This window comes from Bradyrhizobium sp. Bra78 (assembly GCF_024519855.1).
Lineage (GTDB): Bacteria > Pseudomonadota > Alphaproteobacteria > Rhizobiales > Xanthobacteraceae > Bradyrhizobium > Bradyrhizobium japonicum_G.
In genome coordinates this window covers 277366-299308 of record NZ_JALJRE010000001.1, presented here as the reverse complement: position 1 = coordinate 299308, position 21943 = coordinate 277366, and the positions used below count along the sequence as shown (strand labels likewise).

Annotated in this window: 17 protein-coding genes; 9 read left to right on the top strand and 8 right to left on the bottom strand. The window is 64.9% G+C overall.

The features are described 5' to 3' along the window. Nucleotides 1-2: 2 nt before the first annotated feature. The 3 genes from glgX to treY are packed head-to-tail and all read left to right on the top strand — an operon-like array spanning nt 3 to nt 6620. Nucleotides 3-2081: a glycogen debranching protein GlgX gene (gene glgX / locus OC450_RS01460; protein WP_256805903.1), complete on the top strand. Its 2079-nt coding sequence runs from the start codon at nt 3-5 to the stop codon at nt 2079-2081. After that, nucleotides 2078-3832 (top strand): malto-oligosyltrehalose trehalohydrolase, encoded by a 1755-nt coding sequence (gene treZ, locus OC450_RS01455; protein WP_262047029.1) that lies wholly within the window; start codon nt 2078-2080, stop codon nt 3830-3832. The genes glgX and treZ overlap by 4 nt, the downstream gene beginning before the upstream one ends. Before the next feature lies 1 nt (nt 3833). After that, on the top strand, nt 3834-6620 hold the full coding sequence (treY, locus tag OC450_RS01450) for a malto-oligosyltrehalose synthase (RefSeq protein ID WP_262047028.1): 2787 nt from the start codon (nt 3834-3836) through the stop codon (nt 6618-6620). 3 nt (nt 6621-6623) lie between these two features. On the opposite strand, the gene OC450_RS01445 is transcribed toward treY, so the two are convergent. After that, nucleotides 6624-6941, bottom strand: coding sequence for a polyhydroxyalkanoic acid system family protein (locus OC450_RS01445; RefSeq protein WP_211384335.1), 318 nt, complete (start codon nt 6939-6941; stop codon nt 6624-6626). Between the two features lie 172 nt (nt 6942-7113). On the opposite strand from OC450_RS01445, the gene OC450_RS01440 reads away from it, so the two are divergent. Further along, a complete protein-coding gene (locus OC450_RS01440) occupies nt 7114-7278 on the top strand; it encodes a DUF3309 family protein (RefSeq protein WP_211384334.1) in 165 nt (54 codons plus the stop codon). Between the two features lie 97 nt (nt 7279-7375). On the opposite strand, the gene ligD is transcribed toward OC450_RS01440, so the two are convergent. After that, nucleotides 7376-10036 (bottom strand): DNA ligase D, encoded by a 2661-nt coding sequence (gene ligD, locus OC450_RS01435; protein WP_262047027.1) that lies wholly within the window; start codon nt 10034-10036, stop codon nt 7376-7378. A 119-nt stretch (nt 10037-10155) separates the two neighbouring features. Here ligD and OC450_RS01430 point away from each other — a divergent pair, with 119 nt between their 5' ends. Next, nucleotides 10156-11040 (top strand): Ku protein, encoded by an 885-nt coding sequence (locus OC450_RS01430; RefSeq protein ID WP_262047026.1) that lies wholly within the window; start codon nt 10156-10158, stop codon nt 11038-11040. Nucleotides 11041-11172: 132 nt separating this feature from the next. On the opposite strand, the gene OC450_RS01425 is transcribed toward OC450_RS01430, so the two are convergent. The 6 genes from OC450_RS01425 to OC450_RS01400 all read right to left on the bottom strand — a co-directional run bounded on the left by OC450_RS01425 (nt 11173) and on the right by OC450_RS01400 (nt 19405). Further along, nucleotides 11173-11862, bottom strand: a complete 690-nt coding sequence (locus tag OC450_RS01425; RefSeq protein ID WP_211384331.1) for a response regulator — start codon at nt 11860-11862, stop codon at nt 11173-11175. Then, nucleotides 11859-14582 carry a sensor histidine kinase gene (locus OC450_RS01420; RefSeq protein WP_256805898.1) on the bottom strand — a complete coding sequence of 908 codons (2724 nt, stop codon included), beginning with the start codon at nt 14580-14582 and terminating at the stop codon, nt 11859-11861. The genes OC450_RS01425 and OC450_RS01420 overlap by 4 nt, the downstream gene beginning before the upstream one ends. A 40-nt stretch (nt 14583-14622) precedes the next feature. Continuing rightward, entirely contained in the window at nt 14623-15228 is a 606-nt protein-coding gene (locus tag OC450_RS01415) for a K(+)-transporting ATPase subunit C (RefSeq protein WP_256805896.1), read from the bottom strand. A gap of 107 nt (nt 15229-15335) precedes the next feature. After that, nucleotides 15336-17450, bottom strand: a complete 2115-nt coding sequence (kdpB, locus tag OC450_RS01410; RefSeq protein WP_211384328.1) for a potassium-transporting ATPase subunit KdpB — start codon at nt 17448-17450, stop codon at nt 15336-15338. 49 nt (nt 17451-17499) lie between these two features. Next, the gene (gene kdpA / locus OC450_RS01405) at nt 17500-19203 is read right to left on the bottom strand and encodes a potassium-transporting ATPase subunit KdpA (protein ID WP_262047025.1); all 1704 of its coding nucleotides are present in this window, start codon (nt 19201-19203) and stop codon (nt 17500-17502) included. Nucleotides 19204-19315: 112 nt separating this feature from the next. Further along, nucleotides 19316-19405 (bottom strand): K(+)-transporting ATPase subunit F, encoded by a 90-nt coding sequence (locus tag OC450_RS01400; protein ID WP_038965694.1) that lies wholly within the window; start codon nt 19403-19405, stop codon nt 19316-19318. 428 nt (nt 19406-19833) lie between these two features. Here OC450_RS01400 and OC450_RS01395 point away from each other — a divergent pair, with 428 nt between their 5' ends. The 4 genes from OC450_RS01395 (at nt 19834) to dapA (ending at nt 21931) form a co-directional block, all read left to right on the top strand. Beyond that, entirely contained in the window at nt 19834-20301 is a 468-nt protein-coding gene (locus OC450_RS01395) for a hypothetical protein (RefSeq protein WP_262047024.1), read from the top strand. Between the two features lie 21 nt (nt 20302-20322). Then, the gene (locus OC450_RS01390) at nt 20323-20601 is read left to right on the top strand and encodes a hypothetical protein (protein WP_211384325.1); all 279 of its coding nucleotides are present in this window, start codon (nt 20323-20325) and stop codon (nt 20599-20601) included. A 133-nt stretch (nt 20602-20734) separates the two neighbouring features. Next, entirely contained in the window at nt 20735-20989 is a 255-nt protein-coding gene (locus OC450_RS01385) for a hypothetical protein (protein ID WP_211384324.1), read from the top strand. A gap of 24 nt (nt 20990-21013) precedes the next feature. Beyond that, nucleotides 21014-21931 (top strand): 4-hydroxy-tetrahydrodipicolinate synthase, encoded by a 918-nt coding sequence (gene dapA, locus OC450_RS01380; protein ID WP_211384323.1) that lies wholly within the window; start codon nt 21014-21016, stop codon nt 21929-21931. Nucleotides 21932-21943: the final 12 nt, after the last annotated feature.

Sequence of the window (21943 nt, the reverse complement as noted above, 5' to 3'; positions counted from 1 at the left end):
CGATGCGTCTGACTGCTGGATCGCCCGCACGCCTCGGCGCAAGCTGGGACGGACGCGGCACCAATTTCGCGCTGTTCTCCGCCAACGCCCACAAGGTCGAGCTCTGCCTGTTCGACACGCAAGGCCGCCGCGAGCTCGAGCGCATCGAGCTGCCGGAGCGAACCGAGGACGTCTGGCATGGATATCTCAACGATGTCTCGCCCGGCCAGCTCTATGGCTACCGCGTGCACGGCCCCTACGAGCCCGAGCAGGGTCATCGCTTCAACGCCAACAAGCTGCTGCTCGACCCCTATGCCAAGCGGCTTTCCGGGCGGCTGGTCTGGAGCGACGCGCATTTCGCCTATCGCACCGGCAGCCCGCGCGAAGATCTGTCCTTCGACCGGCGCGACAATGCGCGCGGCATGCCCAAGGCCGTCGTGGTCGACGAGACCTTCAACTGGGGCCGCCGCGAGATCCGTCCCAACATCCCCTGGGAAGACACCATCATCTACGAGGCCCACGTCAAGGGCCTGACGCAGAAGCGCGACGACGTGCCGCCGAATCTGCGCGGCACCTATGGGGGCCTGTCCTCGCCGGCGATGATCGAGCATCTGAAGAAGCTCGGCGTCACCACGGTCGAGCTTCTGCCGGTGCACAGCTTCGTCGACGACCGCATCCTGGTGGAGAAGAAGCTCGCCAATTACTGGGGCTACAACACCCTGTCCTTCTTCGCGCCCGAGCAGCGCTACGCCCAGGACAACGCGCTCGATTCCTTCCGCACCACGGTCGCACGCCTGCACGATGCCGGCATCGAGGTGATGCTCGACGTCGTCTACAACCACACAGCCGAGGGCAATCACCTCGGCCCGACGCTGTGCTACCGCGGCATCGACAACGCCTCCTATTACTGGCTGAACCGCGACAACCCGCGCTTCTACGACGACTTCACCGGCTGCGGCTCGTCGGTGAACCTCACCCACCCGCGCGTGCTACAGATGGTGATGGATTCCCTGCGCTATTGGGTCGAGGTCTGCCACGTCGACGGCTTCCGGTTCGACCTTGCCACCACGCTCGCACGCGGTCCGAACGGTTTTGACCGCGGCATCTCGTTCCTGACCGCTATCCGGCAGGACCCGGTGCTGGCGTCCGTCAAGCTCGTCGCCGAGCCCTGGGATCTCGGCCTCGGCGGCTACCAGGTCGGCGCATTTCCCTCGCAATGGTCGGAGTGGAACGATCGCTATCGCAGCGCCATGCGCCGCTACTGGAGCGGCGAAGGCAGCCTGATCGGCGACATATCCAGCCGCATGACGGCATCGTCCGACCTGTTCAATCATGACGGACGGCGGCCGCGCGCCAGCATCAACCACATCACCGTCCATGACGGTTTCACGCTGGCCGACCTCTTCAGCTACAACGAGAAGCACAACGAGGCCAATGGCGAGGACAATCGCGACGGCTCCAACGACAACCACAGCAACAATTGCGGCTTCGAAGGCCCGACCGACGATCCCGGAATTATCGGCCTGCGCCGACAGCTTCGCAAGAACGGGCTGGCCTGCCTGATGCTGGCGCAGGGCATTCCGCTGATTCTCGCCGGCGACGAGGTCGGCAATTCGCAATCCGGCAACAACAACGCCTATTGCCAGGACAACGAGGTCGGCTGGGTCGGCTGGGACAATCTCGGCAAGGAGGGCGACGACATGATCGAGTTCGTCGCCGAACTCGCCGACATCCGCCGCCGGTTCTCGCAGCTTCGCAGCCATCGCTGGCTCGACGGCCGCCCCAAGGACGGCATCTCATACGGTGCGCTGTGGCTGACGCCGGCCGGCGACGAAATGACGGAAAGCGACTGGAAGTTTCCCGAGGGGCGGTTTCTCTCCTATGTGATGGGGCCGATGGAACCGGGCAGCGCCGCGATCTTTATCGTACTGAACGCCGCCCCCGAAGAGATCGCATTCAAATTGCCCAAAATGACCGAATACAAGAGCTGGCAGCAGATCCTGAACACGACCGACGCCATGCTGAACACGATCGACTTCCCGCCCGGAAGCGACAGCAAGGCGCCGCCGCGCTCCGTGCTCGCTTTCGCGGGGGCGCTATGAGGCCATCCTTCGGGGCAAGGCCGACGAAGGACGGCGTGTCGTTCCGGCTGTGGGCGCCAGGTGCGCGCCGTGTCGATCTGCTGCTCGACAGACGGCACGCGATGCAGCGCCGGCAGGAGGGGTGGTATGTCGCCGAGATTCCCAACCTGGCCGTTGGCAGCACCTATAAGTTCAGGATCGACGACGAGATCGACGTGCCCGATCCGGCGTCTGCATTCCAGCCCGACGACGTGTTCGGCCCCAGCGAGGTGATCGATCACGATGCTTTCACCTGGCGTGCGCGCGATTGGCGCGGCCGTCCCTGGGAAGAGACGGCGCTGATCGAGACACATGTCGGCACCTTCACCCCTGAAGGCACCTACCGCGCGATGATCGACAGGCTCGACCATCTCGTTGCGACCGGCATCACCGCGGTCGAACTGATGCCGCTGGCCGATTTCGCCGGCCGCCGCGGCTGGGGTTATGACGGCGTGCTGTGGTATGCGCCCGACAGTGCCTATGGCCGCCCTGATGACCTTAAGACGCTGATCGACGAAGCCCATCTGCGCGGGCTGATGGTGTTCCTCGACGTCGTCTACAACCATTTCGGCCCCGAGGGGAATTACCTTGGCCGCTATGCGCCGTCCTTCTTCGCCGACGCACACACGCCCTGGGGAAGCGCGATCGATTATCGCGTGCCGCAGGTGCGCGCCTTCGCGGTCGAGAACGCGCTGTCCTGGCTCGGCGACTACCGCTTCGACGGTCTGAGGCTGGATGCCGCCAATCACATCATGGCAATCCCCGGCGAGCAGTCGATGCTGCAGGACCTCAGCGTCGCCGCAGGCGAGCTTGCCAAGGCGACGGGGCGGCACATCCATCTCGTGCTGGAGAACGGCGACAACCGCGCCAGCCTGCTCGACGCTGCGCAGGAGCCGCCGAATGGCAAATATCGCGGACAGTGGAACGACGACTATCACCACGCCTGGCACGTGATGCTGACCGGCGAAACCGCCGGTTATTACGCCGACTATCAAACGCCGCGCCTCGATCTCGCCCGCGCCCTCGCCTCCGGCTTCGTCTACCAGGGGGAGATCTCGGAATTCTGGGACAAGCAGCCGCGCGGCGAGACCAGCGGCGAGCTGCCGCCCGCAACCTTCGTCAACTTCCTGCAAAACCATGACCAGATCGGCAACCGGCCATTCGGCGACCGGCTCGAGAGCCTGGCATCGCCGCAGCAGATCGAAGCCGCGCTGGCAGTGACCCTGCTCGCGCCGATGGTGCCGATGCTGTTTCAGGGCGAGGAGTGGGGCTCGACCGCGCCCTTCCCGTTCTTCTGCGACTTCCAGGGCGGCCTTGCCGACGCCGTCCGCAAGGGCCGCCGTCAGGAATATGCCTGGGCTTATGAGACCTACGGCGACGAGGTGCCCGACCCGCTCGATCCGGCAACGCCGCAATCGGCCGTGCTCGACTGGACCGGCCACACGCCGGAGCAAGCCGTGCGGCTTGCGCTGGTGCGCGATCTGCTCGCGCTTCGCCACAAGGAGATCGCGCCCCGGCTGAAGGGGGCGAGGTTCGGCGATGCCGAGGCGGCCGACAGCGGCCTGCTGACCGCGCATTGGCGTCTCGGCGACGGCGCGACGCTGCGCCTCGCTGCCAATCTGTCCGACAAGGACATCCCGTACGCCAGCGGCAATGCAGGCACGCCGATCTGGGGCAGTGCAAGCGGCGACCGGCTTTCGCCGTGGTCGGTGGTCTGGCATCTCGGAGATTGATATGCCTTCGGCAATCCCTCTCGCAACTTACCGGCTCCAGCTCACCGCAGAATTCGACTTCGACAAGGCCGCCGCAATCGTCCCCTATCTCAAGGCGCTGGGGATCACGCATCTCTACGCCTCGCCGGTGATGAAGGCGCGCAAGGGCTCGACCCATGGCTACGACACCGTCGATCACAGCCAGCTCAATCCGGAGCTCGGCGGCGAGGCCGGTTTTGCCCGGCTGAGCGAGGCCCTGACCAGGCACGATATCGGCCTCATCATCGACTTCGTGCCCAACCATGTCGGCGTGCATTTTGCCGATAATCCCTGGTGGCTCGACGTACTGGAATGGGGCCAGGCATCGCCCCATGCAGTCTCCTTCGACATCGATTGGGATCAATTGGCCTTCCGTGCGCGCGACGGCGTGCTGCTGCCGATCCTCGGCGCATCCTACGGCGAGGCACTGGAGCGCGGCGATATCGAGCTGCGCTACGACCCGGACGAAGGCAGTTTTTCCGCCTGGTATTTCGAGCATCGCCTGCCGATCGCGCCGGAGCGTTACGGCGAATTGCTGCGCATGATCGTGAAGGAAGCCGACGCCGCCGAGACCGAGGCCGGCAAGCGCCTGCTGTCGCTCGCGGCCCGCTACACGGGACTGCGCCGTCCCAATCGCAAGGAGGCGCCGGGCTTCAAGGCCGAACTCAGGGAGATCGCAGGCAGCGCCGACCTCGTCGCGCGCGGCCTCGATGCCTATCGCGCCGCCAAGGACCGTCCCGCGCAGACGCTGACGCTGCATCATCTGCTGGAGCGCCAGCACTACAAGCTCGGGCACTGGCGCCTTGCCTCCAGCGACATCAATTATCGCCGCTTCTTCGACGTCAACGGCCTCGCCGGGCTGCGCGTCGAGGATGCCGGCACGTTCGCCGCAACGCACCGGCTGGTGAAGCAACTCGTTGCCGACGGCAGACTGCAAGGCATCCGCCTCGATCACATCGACGGCCTGCGCGATCCCGCGCAATATTGCCAGCGGCTGCGCCGGCTGGTGCGCGACGCGCAGGGCAAGACAAAGCCGTTCTATACGGTGATCGAGAAGATCCTGTGCGAGCACGAGCGCCTGCCGCACTTCGCCGGCGTCCAGGGCACCACCGGCTATGAGTGGATGAACGCCATCACTCACGTCCTCGTCGACGCCAAGGGGCTGGAGGCCCTGGACGAAACCTGGCGGCAGATCAGCAACCGGCCGCCACGGCTCGCGCCGTACGTCAAGGACGCCAAGCGGCGCGTGCTGGAGACGCTGTTGACCAGCGAATTCACGGTGCTGACGCGCCTGCTCGCGCGCATCGCCAACGGCCATTATTCGACCCGCGACTTTTCCGCCGACAGCCTGCGGCAGGCGCTCGAGCTCTATGTGCTGCATTTCCCGGTGTACCGTACCTACCTGACGACGAGCGCGCCGGCGGCGCATGATCGCAAGCTGATCGACGACACCATTGTGCGCGCCCGTGCGGAATGGTTCGCCGCGGACGAAGGCATCTTCGATTTCCTGCGCGATGCGCTCACCATGGACCTGCTCAAGCCGGGCCGCCTCCCGCACAGCGCCCCGCGGGTGCGCCGCTTTGCGCTGAAGGTGCAGCAATTCACAGGGCCGATGATGGCGAAGTCGCTGGAGGACACCGCCTTCTATCAATTCCACCGGCTGCTGGCCCTGAACGAGGTTGGCGGCGATCCCGCGAGCAAGGGCCTCACCATTGGCGCTTTCCACGAGATCATGCAGGCCCGCGCCAGGGAATGGCCGCAAGGGATGACGGCGACCGCCACGCATGACACCAAACGCGGCGAGGACACCCGCGCGCGGATCGCTGCCTTGAGTGAAATTCCCGGCGAATGGACCAGCGCCGTGGCACGCTGGAAAGTCCTGAACGCCCCGCACCTCGCGCTCGACGGCAATCTGCGCGCGCCGTCGGCGACTTTCGAATACATGCTCTACCAGACCCTGCTCGGCGCCTGGCCGCTTCAGGAGAAGGCCGATGCCGGCTTCGTCGAGCGTATCCAGGCCTATGCGCTCAAGGCCGCGCGCGAGGGCAAGGAAGAGACGAGCTGGCTCAACCCCCATGGGGCGTATGAGAGCGGCGTAACGAGCTTCATCGCGAAGATTCTCGATCCTGCGCAATCAGCCGAATTTCTGGAGGCGCTGCAGACCCTGGCCCGCCGCATCGCGCTGCTTGGGGCGCTGAACGCGCTCAGCCAGCTCACGCTCAAGGCGACCCTGCCCGGCGTGCCCGACTTATACCAGGGCACCGAATTCTGGGACCTTTCGCTGGTCGATCCCGACAACCGCCGCCCGGTGGATTTTTCCGCGCGCCACGCGGCGCTGAGTACGCTGGACGATCCGGATTGGGATAAGCTGATCAAGAGCTGGCCCGACGGCCGGCTCAAGCTGGCCTGGACGCGCCACCTCCTCAAGCTGCGCAACGAGCTTCCTGACGTTTTCGCCCGAGGCGACTACCAGCCGCTTCAGGTGCGGGGCGCCCATGCCGACCATGTGGTCGCGTTCGTCCGCCGGCATGGCCGTGCCGCGGCCATCATCCTGGTCGGCCGCCAGTTCGCACCTTTCGCGCAAGCAGGACGCGAATGGCCGACACACGATGGTTTCGACGCAACCGTCGACGTCGCGGGCTACGACGTGCCGGATCTCGCGGGCAACGATCTGTCGCTGGCGCAGGCTTTTCGCAATTTCCCCGCAGCCGTCATCGCGGCACGAACCGCGGGTGCGGCGAAGCCGGTCCGGCAGCGCGCCCGCGCTTGAACGCTAGCTTTTTCCGTCCTTGCTCAGCAGCAACTGGCCGCGCTTGCGGATCGTGGCCTGCGCCATCTCGGCGAAGCGCTGCAGCAGCCAGGGCAACACCACCTCAACCTTGACATGGTCGTCGGCAACGTCGACCTGCCCCGTCGCGACCTGGCCCATTGCGCGGATGCGAAAATTCATGGTGTCGCCGCTCCAGCGCTCCTCCTCGACCTGCATCACGGGAATGCTTGTTGCGGCACGGCCGAGCCCGGTCTTGAGCCGGCGCACCGCTTCCTCGCGGCCGAGACGATGCGGGATGGAAACGACAAGTGGTGCTGACATGGCCCTGCCCTGTAAGTGATTGATCCTCACATAGTCATGCCGGTCGCGAGGCCAAAGGTTCCATCCGCCTTACCAGCCACGCCCTGTTTCATATCTGGAACTTTAAAACCTGCGGCAAGTTGCCCTGAGCACAACATAGCAACCCTTTGACGAAGGGCTGGAGGAGATTCGCATGTCTATCGGTACAATCATCCTGATCATTTTGGTCATCGCGCTGCTCGGCGGCTTCAGCGGCATCGGCGGCGGCCCGTTCTACGGCACCGGCTATTACGGCGGCGGCGGCCTCGGGCTAATCATCGTAATCCTGCTGATCCTGCTGCTGATGGGACGGATCTAGCGACTGACATCGCAGGGTGGGCAAAGGCGCAACGCGCCGTGCCCACCTCTTCCTCGCGACGCAGGAAAGCTGGTGGGCAAGCTTCGCTTTGCCCACCCTACTTCGTTTTCGCCGCAAGCTTCTTCATCGCCGCCTTGATGGGCGCGGCCGCATCATCATAATTCTCCCACGCCTTCGAGCGGCCGAGCAATCCCGGCACGGTCCGCACCGTGTACCGCTTCGGATCGAGGTCGCCCTTCGCCTGCGCCCACGTCACAGGCATCGACACGGTCGCTCCATCGCGCGCCCGGGGCGATAAGGGCGCGACCGCCGTCGACATGCGATCATTGCGCAGATAATCGAGGAAGATCTTCCCGTTGCGCAGTTTCTTGGACATGTTGAGCAGATAGCGCTCGGGATCGTCGTCGGCCATCCACTGGCAGATGCCCTGCGCGAAGGCCTTGGCTTCCTTCCAGCTCACCTTGTCGCGGGCGCCATGGCGCAGCGGCACCACCAAATGCAGACCCTTGCCGCCGGTGGTCTTGCAAAAACTCTCCATGCCGACATCGGCCAGCCGCTGCCGCATCTCCTTGGCCGCCTCGACCACGTCGGCAAACTCGACGTCCGGCGCCGGGTCGAGGTCGAACACCAGGCGGCCCGGCGTATCATACGCGCCCGGCGCGCAATTCCAGGGATGCAGTTCGAGGCCACCGATCTGCGCGACCGCGGCAAGCCCCTCGACACGGTCAATCTGCAAGTACGGCTTCCGGTCGCCTGAGACTTTTGCCAGTTCAAGCAGGTTCGAGCTCCCCGGCATGGCGTGGCGCTGGAAGAATTTTTCGCCACCGATGCCATCCGGCGCACGCACGATCGAGCAGGGGCGGCCCTTGAGATGTTCGATCATCCAGCCGCCGACCGCCTCGAAATACCGCGCGAGATCGAGCTTCGTGACGCCCTCGCCGTCGCCGCCGTCCGGCCACAGCTCCTTGTCCGGCTTGGAAATCAAGACGCCCATCACCTCGGCAGTGCCGGCGCCCTTCTTTTTGCCGGAGTTTGGCGCAGAACGTCTCTTCGGCGAAGGCTCAGCGAGCTCGGTATCAACTGGCGTCTCCGCCTCGACCTCCTCCGCCGGCTTGTCTTGCCGCAGCCCCTTGAAGGCGGCCTGACGAATGTTGCCGTCGGCGGTGAAGCCGGCGAACTCGATCTCGGCGACGAGTTCCGGCTTCAGCCAGTGCACTTCGCGGTCTTTTTTCGGTGCGTTCTTGCCGCCGAACGGGCTTTGCTTCGCCTCCATGGCCTTCAAGGACGGCATGATGCGCTTGACCATGTCCGCGCCGAAGCCGGTGCCGACCATGCCGACGAAGGCGAGATGATCGCCGCGGTGCACGCCGGCCATCAGCGAGCGGAATTTGCCGTTGGTCGTCTTGTAGCCGCCGATCACGACCTCATGGCCGGCGCGGCATTTGGCCTTGGTCCAGCTCTCGGTGCGGCCGGAGCGATAGGGCGCGTCCAGCTTCTTTGACACCACGCCTTCCAGCTCGAGCTTGCAGGCCGATTGCAGCACGGCGTCGCCGCTGCTCTCGAAATGATCGACATAGCGGATCTGGCTCGATTTGCGCTTGCGCGCTTCCAGAAGTTCCTTCAGCCGCGCCTTGCGCTCGCCGAGCGGCAGACGGCGATGATCGAGGCCGTCCGCGAACAAGAGGTCGAAGGCGAAGAAGATGAGCTCGTCGGTCTTGCCGTCCGATAGCGCAGCCTGGAGCGAGGAGAAATTCGGTGCGCCATTGTGGTCCAGCGCGACGATCTCGCCGTCGATGATCACGTCCGTCAGCACACCCGCTTCCTTCGCAATCGCGGCGAACTTGTCGGTCCAGTCGAGACCTTTTCGCGTCTTCAGCGTCGCCTCGCCCTCCTCGACGCGGAGCTGCACGCGATAACCGTCGAACTTGATCTCGTGGCACCAGCCCTCGCCGCCGGGCGGCCGCTCGACTGGTGTGCAGAGCTGCGGCGCCACGAAGTCCGGCATCTCCGCGACCTTCTTGGCGTTCGAGGCCGTCGTCGTCTTCCCTGCCTTCCGGGTCTTCAAGGCCGTGCGCGGCGCCGGCATGACCGTGCGCCCTTTCGTCTCGTCGGCCCGGTTGGACTGCCAGACCGCGTCCGCCTTGGTCCTGGCGCCCTTCGCCAGCATGAACGGTTTTGGCGCGCGGCCCTTGCCTTCGGCGATCTGATCCATCGCACGGCCGGAGGCGACCGACTTGTCCTCGCTGAGAATGTCCTCGCCCTCGGCCGCATATTCGTCGCGGTGCTTGATCAGGAGCCAATTGGTGCGCTTGCCGCCGCTGCGGTCATTGCGCATGCGCACCAGCACCCAGCTTCCGTGCAGCTTGTCGCCATGCAGGGTGAACTTGAGATCGCCTTTCTTGAAGCCGGCTTCCGGATCATCCGATTCCCAGGTGCCGCGGTCCCACAGCATCACCGTGCCGCCGCCATATTGTCCCTCGGGGATGGTGCCTTCGAAATCGCCATAGTCGAGCGGATGGTCCTCGACCTCGACCGCCAGGCGCTTGTCATGCGGGTCAAGCGAAGGACCCTTCGTCACGGCCCAGGACTTGAAGACACCGTCGAATTCGAGGCGGAGATCGTAATGAAGGCGGGTGGCGTCATGCTTCTGGATCACGAAACGCCGCTGCTTCGATGGCGCCACTGCGGTCTTGCCGGACGGCTCCGGTGTCTTCTCGAAGTCACGCTTCTGTCGGTAGGTGGAGAGTTTTCGCAGCACGACCGGTCCCGCATTATCTAATCGCGTTAAAGCCTATCACGGCAAAAGTCCCAGCCGGAACCAAAACCCCGGAGCCCGGTTGGAGTTCCTGAAAAGCCTTGGAATCGCTGGAGAATGGAATGGCCCCCCGTGCCTATTGGAAGGGAACGTTGAAGCTCTCGCTGGTCAGTTGTCCGGTCGTGCTTTATCCCGCGACCACTGCGGCCGAGAAGACGCGGTTTCACATGATCAACCGCGAGACCGGCAACAGGCTCAAGCAGCAGATGGTCGATGCCGAGACCGGCGACGTCGTCGAAAGCGACCAGAAGGGGCGCGGCTACGAGCTGCGAAAGGGCAAATATGTCGAGATCGAGCCGGAAGAGCTCGAGGCGGTCCAGATCGAGAGCAATCACACCATCGACATCGAGAGCTTCGTGCCGAGCGAGGAGATCGACCAGCGCTATCTCAACCACCCCTATTACATCGCGCCCGACGGTAAAGCTGCGGTCGACGCCTTCGCCGTGATCCGCGATGCCATGAAGGACCAGGACCGCGTCGCGCTCGCCAAGATCGTGCTCACCAACCGCGAGCACATCATCGCCATCGAGCCGCTCGGCAAGGGCCTGCTGGGCACCACGCTGCGCTTCCCATACGAGCTGCGCGACGAGGACCAGTTCTTCGACGACATCAAGAACCCGAAGATCACCAAGGACATGGTCGAGCTCGCCGGCCACATCCTGCATACCAAGGCCTCGCATTTCGACCCCAGCAAGTTCAAGGACGAATACGAGAACGCCCTGAAGGCGCTAGTGAAGCGCAAGGCCAGCGGCAGGAAGATCGAGCTGCCGGAGCCCGAAGAGCGGCCGAGCAACGTCGTCAACCTGATGGACGCGCTGAAGCAGAGCCTGAAGGGACGCGGCGGAAAGAAAACGGCAGCGAAGGCTCACGCGCGCCGCGCGACGGGGCGTAGCCGCAGCGCGAAGAAGACGCATCGTTCGACAGCCCGACACCGGAAGGCGGGTTAACCCATTCCGTCATTGCGAGCGCAGAGAAGCAATCCAGAATCTTTCCGCGGAGACAGCCTGGATTGCTTCTCTGCACTCGCAATGACGGGTATGGCCGGAAACGCGCTCTTCAGTCCTACGGCGTGAAATACACTAATCTCCCGCCTTCAGCCGGTAGCCGATCCCCGTCTCCGTCAGCACATATTGCGGACGCTCCGGATCGGCCTCGATCTTCTGACGGAGCTGGCGGACATAGACGCGCAGATATTGCGCGTCGGTCAGCTCGTCCCACAGCTCCTTGAGCAGGAAGCGATGGGTCAGCACCTTGCCGGCGTGCTGCACGAGCACACGCAGCAGATCGTATTCCTTCGGCGACAGCTTGATGTCGCGCTCGCCGATCTTGACGATGCGGCGGACGAGATCGACCGAGAGATCGCCGCTGCGAAAGATCGGGCGCTCGCCCTGGACCTGCAACTGGTGACGCAGCGCGGCGCGCAGGCGCGCCAGCAGCTCGTCCATGCCGAACGGTTTGGTCAGGTAGTCGTCGGCGCCGAGATCGAGCGCCTGCACCTTGCCGGCCTCGTCCCCGCGGCTCGACAGCACCACGATCGGCACGCTTTCATTGCGGGCGCGGATGGTGCGCAGCAGCTCGTGGCCCTGGACGTCGGGCAAGCCTAGATCGAGGATGATAAGCGCGGGCTCTTCGCTGAGCTTTTCCAGCGCGGTCTTGCCGTTCGGCGCCTCCAGGATCTCATAGCCCTGCGTCGTCAGCCCCATCCGCAGCAATTTGCGGATCGGCGGCTCGTCGTCGATGACCAGCACCTTGATGGGGGCAGCGCTCATGCGGCGGTATCCAATGAGTGGGTCTGTGCCGGAACAGGCAGACGGATGGTCAGGACCGCGCCGCTCCGGTCATTGCGGTTGGCGGCCGCGATCGTGCCGCGCATCGCCTCGACGAAGCCGCGGGAGATGGCAAGCCCGAGCCCGGTGCCCGGGCGGACGTGATCGCCCTTCTGCGCGCGGTAGAACTTGTCGAACACGCTCTCGAGCTCGTCCGGCGGAATGCCGTCGCCTTCGTCGGCGACCTGAAGCACCACATGATCCCTGTCGCGCTGGCTCCTGATCGAGATCGTAGTGTCGGGCCGCGAATATTTGGCGGCGTTGTCGAGCAGGTTGAACAGCACCTGCTCGAATAGCACGGCATCGAGCTGGAGCATGGGGAGGTCCGCGGCAAGCACCAGCTCGACCTTGTGGGCGGTGAGAATCTTGGCTGCCCGTCGCAGCGCGCTGCCGACGATCTCGCCGAGGTCGTGCAGCGCCGTGTTGGGCACGATGGCGCCGGATTCGAGCTTGGTCATGTCGAGCAGATTGGCGATGAAGCGGTTGAGCCGCTCGGACTCGTCGATCACGGTGGCGAGCAGGTCGCGCTTCTCGGTGTCGGACAACGCCCCGGCGAGATCACGCATGGTCGAGGCGGCCCCCAGCACGGACGCGAGCGGCGTCTTGAGATCGTGCGAAATCGAGGTCAGCAGCGCCGAGCGCAGCCGCTCGGACTCGACGGTCCGCTTGACGCGGTCCATGTCCTCGACCAGCAGCACGCGCTCGATCGCGAGCGCGCCCTGGTCGACCAGCGCGTCGAGAAGCCGTCGCTGGTCCGGCGTCAGCAAGGGACCTGTGCGATCGTCGTCGATGCCGATGACGCCGATCGGGCCGCGCCCGGTACGCATCGGCAGGAACAGCCGTTTTGCACCCGGCAGCGTGTCCGAGCCGCGGCCGGCCGTGCGATCGTTGCTCCAGGCCCAGTTGGCGGCGGCAAGATCGGCCTGGTCGAGCTCATCCTCTGGCGGATAACCGGACTTGACCGTGAGCAGGCCGTCCTCGGGCAACAACAGCACCACGCGGACCTTCAGCATCAGCGCGGTCTGATAGGCGGTCGCCCACAGCACGTCATCGAGCGTGGCGGTGCCCGCGAGCTTGCGGCTGAACGCATAGAGCTGCTCGGTCGTGCGGATGCGGCCGATCGCGGTGTCGGCCTGGGTCCGCACCCGTCCCGCAACGTTCGACACCACAAACGCAATCAGCATGAAGAAGAAGAACGCCGCGACATTGGTCGGATCGGTAATCGTGAACGTGTAGACCGGCGGCAAGAAGAAGAAATTATACGCCAGCGACGCCGCTATGCTCGCCAGGAGCGACGGCCATAGCCCATAGCGAACGGCCACGGCGACCACCGCGGTCAGGAACATCAGGTCGACGTTTTCGATGCCGAAATAGGGCTTGATGCCCACCGCTGCGGCAAGGCCGAGCGCAGTGATCCCGAGCGCCTTCAGATAGGGACGTGCGTCAAACGGCTCGGAACGTGCCGCGGTCTGGATCGCCGACTTCGGCGCGGGCTCGATCGCGAGCTCATCGCCGGGAATGACGTGAACGCTGATATTGCCGGCACTGCGCACCAGATCATGCACGACGGAACCGCGCGTCAATTCGAACCACCGCGATCGCGTCGACTTGCCGATCACGATCTGGGTGACGTTGTTGCCTTGCGCGAAATTGATGACGTCGTCGGCGATGCGGCGGCCGACGGCGGGGATGGTCAGGGCCTCGCCGCCGAGCGCTTCCGCGAGCCGCAGCGTATCGGCGACCCGGTCGCGCTCTTCGTCGGAAAGCTGGAGCGAGCGCCGTGTCTCGATCGAGATCGCGGTGAACGCCGCATGCAATCGGTCGGCCAGCCGCTTGGTGTAGCGCACGAGGCTCGCAGCGCGCGGGTCCTCGCTGACGCAGACGAGAATGCGCTCGCCTGCGGCCCAGGGCCCGGCGATAGCGTTCGCCTGCATGTGCGTGAGCAGCTGCTCATCAACCCGCTCCGCCGTGCGCCGCAGCGCCAGCTCGCGCAGCGCGGTCAGATTGCCCGGCGAGAAATAATGCTCCAGCGCGCGCTCGGCCTGCTTGGGCACATAGACCTTGCCCTCCTTCAGCCGCTGGATCAAATCGTCAGGCGTGAGGTCGATCAGCTCGATCGCATCGGCGCGGTCGAATACCGAATCGGGCACCGTCTCGCGCACCCGCACATGGGTGATCTGCGCGACGACGTCGTTGAGGCTCTCGATGTGCTGGATGTTGACGGCGGTGTAGACGTCGATGCCGTGGGAGAGCAGCTCCTCGACGTCGAGATAGCGTTTTGGATGGCGGCTGCCAGCCGCATTGGTGTGGGCGAGCTCGTCGACCAAGGCGATTTTCGGCCGCCTTGCGATCACCGCATCGAGGTCCATCTCCTCGACGATCTGGCTGCGGTAGTCGAGCCGCTTGCGCGGGACCACCTCGAGCCCCCGCACCAGAGCCTCGGTCTCGGCGCGGCCATGGGTCTCGACGAAGCCGACCACGACGTCGATGCCGGCCTTGCGCTTGGCGTGGGCGCTCTGCAGCATCTCGTAGGTCTTGCCGACGCCGGGGGCGGCGCCGACAAAGATCTTCAACTTGCCGCTCGCGCCCTCCTCCCGGCGCGCAGCTTCCAGCAGCGCCTCGGGAGACGGCCGTTGTTCGGGATCGCGGCGCTCTCGGACCATCAGGCCAATATAGTCATCCGGGCATTCCTAGCATAGAGCGCTACTTCGCGGCCACACGATCAAGCGCGAGGTTCAGCGCCAATACGTTAACGCGGGGTTCGCCAAGCAGGCCGAGCCAACGGCCCTGCGTGGTGGAGGCCACGAGCTGCTTCAGCGTGTCTTCCGGCATATTCCGAGCCTTGGCGATCCGCGGCACCTGGAATTCGGCAGCTTCCGGCGAGATGTCCGGATCGAGACCACTGGCCGAGGTCGTGACCAGGTCAACCGGCACGGCCGCGTTCGGGTTCTCACTCTTGAGCCTGTCCACGTCTTCCTTCAACCGGTCGGCCAGCGCCTTGCTGGTCGGACCGAGATTGGAGCCGCCGGAGTTGGCGGCGTTGTAGGGCGCCGAGACCGTCTTGGTCGAGTCGTTCGGGTCCGGCGCGAGCGTCGCCGAGGGGCGGCCGTGGAAGTATTTGTCGTCCTTGAACTCCTGCCCGATCAGGGCGGAGCCGATCACCTTGCCGTCCTTCTCGATCAGGCTGCCTTGCGCCTGCGCCGGGAAGATCGCGCCGGCGATAGCCGTCATCGCGAGCGGATAGGCCAGGCCCGTGATGGCGGTCAGCACCAGCAGCAGGACGATGGCGGGGCGGATTTCTCTGAGCATGTTAGGTCTCCAAATATATCGTCATTGCGAGCGAAGCGAAGCATTCCAGGGTCTTTCCACCGAGGCAGTCTGGATTGCTTCGTCGCTTCGCTCCTCGCAATGACGGGTTAGGCCAGATGCAAGGCGACGACGACGAGGTCGATCGCCTTGATGCCGATAAAGGGAATGACGATACCGCCGAGGCCGTAGATCAGCAGGTTGCGTCGAAGCAAAGCGCCGGCACCGACCGCACGATAGGCGACGCCCTTCAGCGCCAGCGGGATCAACCCAATGATGATCAACGCGTTGAAGATGATCGCCGACAGGATGGCGCTTTGCGGGCTCGACAGGTTCATGACGTTGAGCACGTTGAGCTGCGGATAGAATGCCAGGAACATCGCCGGGATGATCGCAAAATACTTTGCGACGTCGTTGGCGATCGAGAACGTGGTCAGTGCACCGCGCGTCATCAGCAGCTGCTTGCCGATCTCGACTACCTCGATCAGCTTGGTCGGGTTGGAATCGAGGTCGACCATGTTGCCGGCCTCGCGGGCCGCCTGGGTGCCGGTGTTCATGGCGACACCGACGTCGGCCTGCGCGAGCGCCGGCGCGTCGTTGGTGCCGTCGCCGCACATGGCCACCAGCTTGCCCTTGGCCTGCTCGTCGCGGATCAGCTTGAGCTTGTCCTCGGGAGTTGCCTGCGCCAGGAAATCGTCGACGCCGGCCTCCGCCGCGATCGCCGCGGCCGTCATCGGGTTGTCGCCCGTGATCATGACGGTACGGATGCCCATGCGGCGCAGCTCGGCAAAGCGCTCGCGGATGCCGCCCTTGACGATGTCCTTGAGCTGAACGACGCCGAGCAGCTTGCCGTCCCTGGCGACAGCAAGCGGCGTACCGCCCGCCTTCGCAATGTCGTCCGCAATGGTCTGGACCTCGCGTCCGATGTCCGACAGCGCCACCGGCTGGATGGCCCGTGCGGTGTTGCCGGAAGCGACGGCCAGCGGCGCGCCGCCCCCGACATAATTGAGCATGGCATCGACCGCGCCCTTGCGCACCGACGAGCCGCCGGCATCGACGCCGCTCATGCGGGTCTGCGCCGTGAACGGGATGAACGTCGCGCCAAGCTCGGCCATGTCGCGCCCGCGAATGCCATACTTCTCTTTCGCCAGCACGACGATGGAACGGCCTTCCGGCGTCTCGTCGGCGAGTGAGGCAAGCTGGGCTGCGTCCGCCAGCTCCTGCTCGGTCACGCCGCGAACCGGACGGAACGCAGTCGCCTGGCGATTGCCGAGCGTGATCGTTCCGGTCTTGTCCAGCAGCAGCGTATCGACGTCGCCGGCGGCCTCGACGGCGCGGCCCGACATCGCCAGCACGTTGAAGCGCACCAGGCGATCCATGCCGGCGATGCCGATCGCCGACAGCAGCGCACCGATCGTCGTCGGGATCAACGTCACGAACAGCGCGACCAGCACGATCACCGAGATCGAGCCGCCGGCATAAGCCGCATAGCTCGGGATGGTGACGGTGGCGAACACGAAGATGATGGTGAGACCCGCGAGCAGAATGTTGAGCGCGATCTCGTTCGGCGTCTTCGCCCGCTCGGCGCCCTCGACCAGCTTGATCATGCGGTCGATGAAGGTCGAGCCCTGCGCCGCCGTGATGCGGACGCGGATCCAGTCGGACAGCACCTGCGTGCCGCCGGTCACCGCCGAACGGTCGCCGCCGGACTCGCGGATCACGGGCGCGGACTCACCCGTGATGGCAGCCTCGTTGACGGAGGCGACGCCCTCGATCACCTCGCCGTCGGAGGGGATGGTATCGCCCGCCTCGACCAGCACGATGTCGCCGACCTTCAGGCTGGTGCCCGGCACGAGCTGGAAGGCCTGCCCGGCGCCGGTCAGCAGCTTGGCCTGGCTCTCGGTGCGGGTCTTGCGCAGCGAATCGGCCTGCGCCTTGCCGCGGCCTTCGGCGACCGCTTCGGCGAAATTGGCGAACAGCACCGTGAACCAGAGCCAGAGGATGATCTGGAAGGTGAAGCCGAGATTCGCGCCGCCGGTGACGAGGTCGCGCAGGAAGATCACCGTGGTGAGCGCGGCCACGGTCTCGACCACGAACATCACGGGATTTCTGATCATCAGCCGCGGGTCGAGCTTGGTGAAGGACGCGCGAATCGCGGGCACGACGATCTTGGGATCGAGCATCGCCGAGACGGAAGCGCGTTTTTGCAGTTTCATCGTATCCATGGAGGTCACTCCAAACAATCAGAAGGCTGTCGATCAGAACACTTGCTGTTCAGAAAACTTGGCCGGCGTTCATCGCGAGATGCTCGACGATCGGGCCGAGCGCGAGCGCCGGGAAGAAGGTCAGGCCGCCGATGATCAGGATCACGCCGACGACGAGGCCGACGAACAGCCCGCCGGTGGTCGGGAGGGTGCCCGCAGACGGCGGAATGGACTTTTTCGCGGCGAGCGAGCCCGCGATCGCCATCGCGGGAACGATCATGAAGAACCGGCCGACGAACATCGCGCTGGCGAGCGTGAGGTTGTAAAAGAAAGTGTTGCCGGTGAGCCCCGCGAAGGCGGAGCCGTTGTTGCCGGTCGCCGAGGTGAAGGCGTAGAGCACTTCGGTGAAGCCGTGCGGGCCGGCATTCGCCATCGAGGCGACCGCCGCCGGATAGACCACTCCGACCGCGGTCCAGCCCAGGATCATCAGCGGCAGCACCAGGATGGCGAGCATCGCCATCTTGACCTCGCGCGCCTCGATCTTCTTGCCGACATATTCCGGCGTGCGGCCGACCATCAGGCCTGCGACGAAGATCGCAAGGATAACGAACAGCAGCATGCCGTACATGCCGGCGCCGACGCCGCCGACGATGATTTCGCCCAGCTCGATGTTAATCAGGGGAATCATGCCGCCGAGCGCGGTGAAGCTGTCATGCATGGCGTTGACCGCACCGCAGGAGGCCGCCGTCGTGATCACCGCGAACAGCGAGGAGGCAACGATGCCGAAGCGGACTTCCTTGCCTTCCATGTTGCCGCCGGTCAGGCCGAGCGCCTGCAGGGTCGAGGTGCCGTTGGCTTCGGCCCAATAGGTGACGGCGACGCCGGCGACGAACAGCACGCCCATCACGGCGAGGATTGCCCAGCCCTGGCGCTGGTTGCCGACCATGCGGCCGAACACATTGGTGAGCGCCGCACCGAGCGCGAAGATCGACAGCATCTGCACGAAGTTCGACAGCGCGGTCGGGTTTTCGAAAGGGTGCGCGGCGTTGGCATTGAAGAAGCCGCCGCCGTTGGTGCCGAGCATCTTGATCGCGACCTGCGAGGCGACCGGGCCGACCGCGATGGTCTGCTTGGCGCCTTCGAGCGTTGTCGCTTCGACATAATCGCCCAACGTCTGCGGCATGCCCTGCCAGACCAGGAACAGCGTGTAGACGACGCAGATCGGCAGCAGCACGTAGAGCGTCGTGCGGGTGACGTCGACCCAGAAATTACCGACGGTGCGCGCCGAGGCGCGCGAGAAGCCGCGGATCAGGGCGACCGCGAGCGCGATGCCGGTTGCGGCCGACAGGAAATTCTGGTGCGTCAGGCCGAGCATCTGCACGAGATAGGAGATCGTGCTCTCGCCGCCGTAGTTCTGCCAGTTGGTGTTGGTGATGAAGGAGATCGCCGTGTTGAAGGAGAGGTCCTCCGCGACCGCGCCCTGGCCTGCCGGATTGAAGGGCAGCACGGCCTGCAACCGCATCACGCCATAGATGATGAGAAAGCCGCCGACATGGAACAGCAGCATGGAGACCGTGTAGGTCAGCCAGTGCTGCTCGCGCTTCTCGTCGACGCCGGAGAACCAGTAGATGCCGGCCTCGATCGGCCGCAGCACCGGCGACAGGAACGTCCGTTCGCCGTCGAACACGCGCGTCATGTACCAGCCGAGCGGCTTGGCGAGCGCGACGATGATCGCGCAATAGAGAATGATCTGGAGCCAACCGATCATGGTCATGGAATCAATCCTTCAGGCTTGGCGCCCGGCGCAACAGCGGCAGGAACACCGTCAGCAGGCCGGCGACGAGCACGGCGTCCGCCAGCAGCAATTCGACAAGGAGCAGCACGGCTCAGAACCGTTCCGGCCGCAGAAGCGCGTAGGTGAGGTAGAACAGGAGGCCGAACGAGACGGCACCGGCGAGCGCATAATCAAAGATCATGGTCCGCTCCCTCACAGCCGTTCGCAGGCGTAGGTGTAGCCGATCGCAAGGGCGAAAAAGGCGAAGCCCAGCGCCAGCATCAGAATGTCCATCATGGAGATACTCCTCGTTGCGTCTTTATGTCCGGCGCAACCATTTCTCTGGGACCCGGCGGGGCGCGCGGACATGGAATGCAACGCGCTTCCACGGCGCCAGTCGGGACTTTTGACCGTGCTGAAGTGCCACCACGGGCATAGGTTTTCGAGATGAGGGCTATGGCGACGTTATAGGAATCTCATAAAGGCCGGGGCGCGGCGCCGAACGGGATAGGCCCGCCACTTATGAAATCCTTATATCTCCCGCCCCGTCCCCATCTCGTTTTCAAATGCCATTTTCGCCATTTTGGAGAGGCCGGCCGACTGACCGACGCCAATTCCAGGAGGCCTGACATGACCGCCACACTCCGACACTACGACCCGCCTTCAATCAGCCAGCGGCTTCGCGCGGCACCGACAGTGACGCGATCGCTGCTGCTGGACATCATCGATCACGCCTGCCGGCGCTTCCCTTCGCTTGGACAAAGTGAGCGCACAGCGCGCATCATGCGCCTGGTCGATGCCGAGGCCTGGGCCGATGCCGCGCTGGCGCTGCTGGAGCTCGAGCTGCCGCTGTGGCAGGTCCGCCGCATCGCCTATGACGAGGGTGAATGGCATTGCGCGCTCTCGCGCGAGCGCGAATTGCCGGACTGGCTCGACGCCGCTGTCGAAGCCCGGCATGCCGACCTTGCGTTGGCCCTGCTGTCGGCGTTCATCGAGGTACAGGCGTTGGCCGTGGAAATCTCGCGGCCGAGCGTTCCCATCGTGCGCCCCGCCCCCGACCCGTTCTATGAGCCGGTCGGCTGCGAGCACTTCAGCTAGCCGGCCGGGCGGGTTCGCGCCTTGCCGCAGTCTTCGGACATATCGAGGGTCCTGAGCCCGACACGCGCGATCGCGCGCTTTGCCGTCCGCGTCGTACTCCTCGCCGCCTTTGCCGCCTTCGGCAGCATAAGCTTCGGGCGGAGCCTCGCCGCGCTGCTCTGGATGTCGATCATCCTGTGCGCCGCCGTCGCCCTCTTGCGACGCGAGCCGCTGTTCGGTGGCGCCCTCAATCATTGGGACGAGTGCGCGGCGTTCGGTGCGCTGTTCGCGCTGGTTCACGTCGTCAACGAGCTGACCTGAACGCCAGACTTTATGATCTTCCTATGAGATCACCTTCCGAACGCTCTCGAAATCATACCCACCTGAAAAGATATTGATCGAACGGTTGCGGGACATGTCCCCGCCGCCCGCATCAATCGGAAGGACTACATCCGTGAAACTCGTCGAACCTCCCTCGTGCAGCTCGCCTTCGACCATCGTCTTCATTGGCCGCAACCACGGGGGACAATGGGTCGCCCAGGAACAGAGCGGCCTCTATGGCGGCCTGTTCGTCAGCCGCGCGCAGGCGATCAAATATGCGCTGTTCGAAAACGGCCAGCACCCCGAAACCATCGTAGAGCTGCCGCGCGAGATCGAGCTCGACATGGGCAAGAGCCCCGGCAGCAATAGCGCACGCCGCGCCGCCTGAGCCGGCGCATACAGGCGAAAAGCCATGTTCACTCCCCCCTCAGCCTGGTTCACCGGCTTCATCCCGGACATGCCGACCCCGTTCGATGCGGCGGACACGATCGACCTGAAGGCGTTCGCCGCGCTGTGTGAGCGGCAGGTCGCGGCCGGTGTTCCTGCACTCGTGGTGTGCGAAACCGCCGGTGAGGCACCGACGCTCTCGCCGGCCGAGCAGGAGTTCGTAATTCGCGCCGCGGTCGACGTCGCCCGCGGCCGCGTCCGGATCATCGCCGGCGCGATGTCGAATGGCACCGGCCAAGCCATCGAACTTGCGCGGCGGGCGGAGGCAGCCGGCGCCGATGCCGTCATGGCGGTGGTGCCCGCCTACAACAAGCCGATGCAGGAGGGAATGCTCGCGCACTTCCGCGCGATCGCCGGTGCGATCGGCTTGCCGGTGATCCTGCACGACGTTCCCTCCCGAACGCTGCGCCCGCTTGCCGACGAGACGCTTCTGCGTCTCCTCGAATCCCGCCAGTTCGTCGGCCTGCGCGATGGAAGCTGTGACATCACCCGCCCGATGCGGCTGTCCCGGCACCTCCCGGCCGGATTTCGCTTCCTATCCGGCGACGATCCCACCGCCTTCAGTTTCATAGCCAGCGGCGGCGACGGCGCAATCTCCGAGGTCGCCAACATCGCTCCGGATCTCTGCCGCACGATCTTCTCCCAGGTCCGGCAGGGCCGGCTGCAATCCGCCCGCTATTTACACAAGCGACTGATCCCGCTCATCGCCTGCCTCTCGAAGGAGAGCCCGGCTGCGCTCAAACATGCACTTGGCGTGCTCGGCTTGATGTCGGCACAGACGCGACTGCCGATCGTGCCGCTGGACGCGGCGGCGCAGCGGGAAATGGTGCGAGCCTTCGCCGCGATCGCCGACGAGGAACTGATCGACGGCGTCGGTGCCTGATGTTCCAGGTGC

Bases quoted from the DNA above. Each gene is read 5' to 3' on its own strand.
- glgX (WP_256805903.1), top strand. From the start codon at position 3: ATGCGTCTGACTGCTGGATCGCCCGCACGCCTCGGCGCAAGCTGGGAC.
- treZ (WP_262047029.1), top strand. From the start codon at position 2,078: ATGAGGCCATCCTTCGGGGCAAGGCCGACGAAGGACGGCGTGTCGTTC.
- treY (WP_262047028.1), top strand. From the start codon at position 3,834: ATGCCTTCGGCAATCCCTCTCGCAACTTACCGGCTCCAGCTCACCGCA.
- OC450_RS01445 (WP_211384335.1), bottom strand. From the start codon at position 6,941: ATGTCAGCACCACTTGTCGTTTCCATCCCGCATCGTCTCGGCCGCGAG.
- OC450_RS01440 (WP_211384334.1), top strand. From the start codon at position 7,114: ATGTCTATCGGTACAATCATCCTGATCATTTTGGTCATCGCGCTGCTC.
- OC450_RS01430 (WP_262047026.1), top strand. From the start codon at position 10,156: ATGGCCCCCCGTGCCTATTGGAAGGGAACGTTGAAGCTCTCGCTGGTC.
- OC450_RS01425 (WP_211384331.1), bottom strand. From the start codon at position 11,862: ATGAGCGCTGCCCCCATCAAGGTGCTGGTCATCGACGACGAGCCGCCG.
- OC450_RS01420 (WP_256805898.1), bottom strand. From the start codon at position 14,582: ATGGTCCGAGAGCGCCGCGATCCCGAACAACGGCCGTCTCCCGAGGCG.
- OC450_RS01415 (WP_256805896.1), bottom strand. From the start codon at position 15,228: ATGCTCAGAGAAATCCGCCCCGCCATCGTCCTGCTGCTGGTGCTGACC.
- kdpB (WP_211384328.1), bottom strand. From the start codon at position 17,450: ATGGATACGATGAAACTGCAAAAACGCGCTTCCGTCTCGGCGATGCTC.
- kdpA (WP_262047025.1), bottom strand. From the start codon at position 19,203: ATGACCATGATCGGTTGGCTCCAGATCATTCTCTATTGCGCGATCATC.
- OC450_RS01400 (WP_038965694.1), bottom strand. From the start codon at position 19,405: ATGATCTTTGATTATGCGCTCGCCGGTGCCGTCTCGTTCGGCCTCCTG.
- OC450_RS01395 (WP_262047024.1), top strand. From the start codon at position 19,834: ATGACCGCCACACTCCGACACTACGACCCGCCTTCAATCAGCCAGCGG.
- dapA (WP_211384323.1), top strand. From the start codon at position 21,014: ATGTTCACTCCCCCCTCAGCCTGGTTCACCGGCTTCATCCCGGACATG.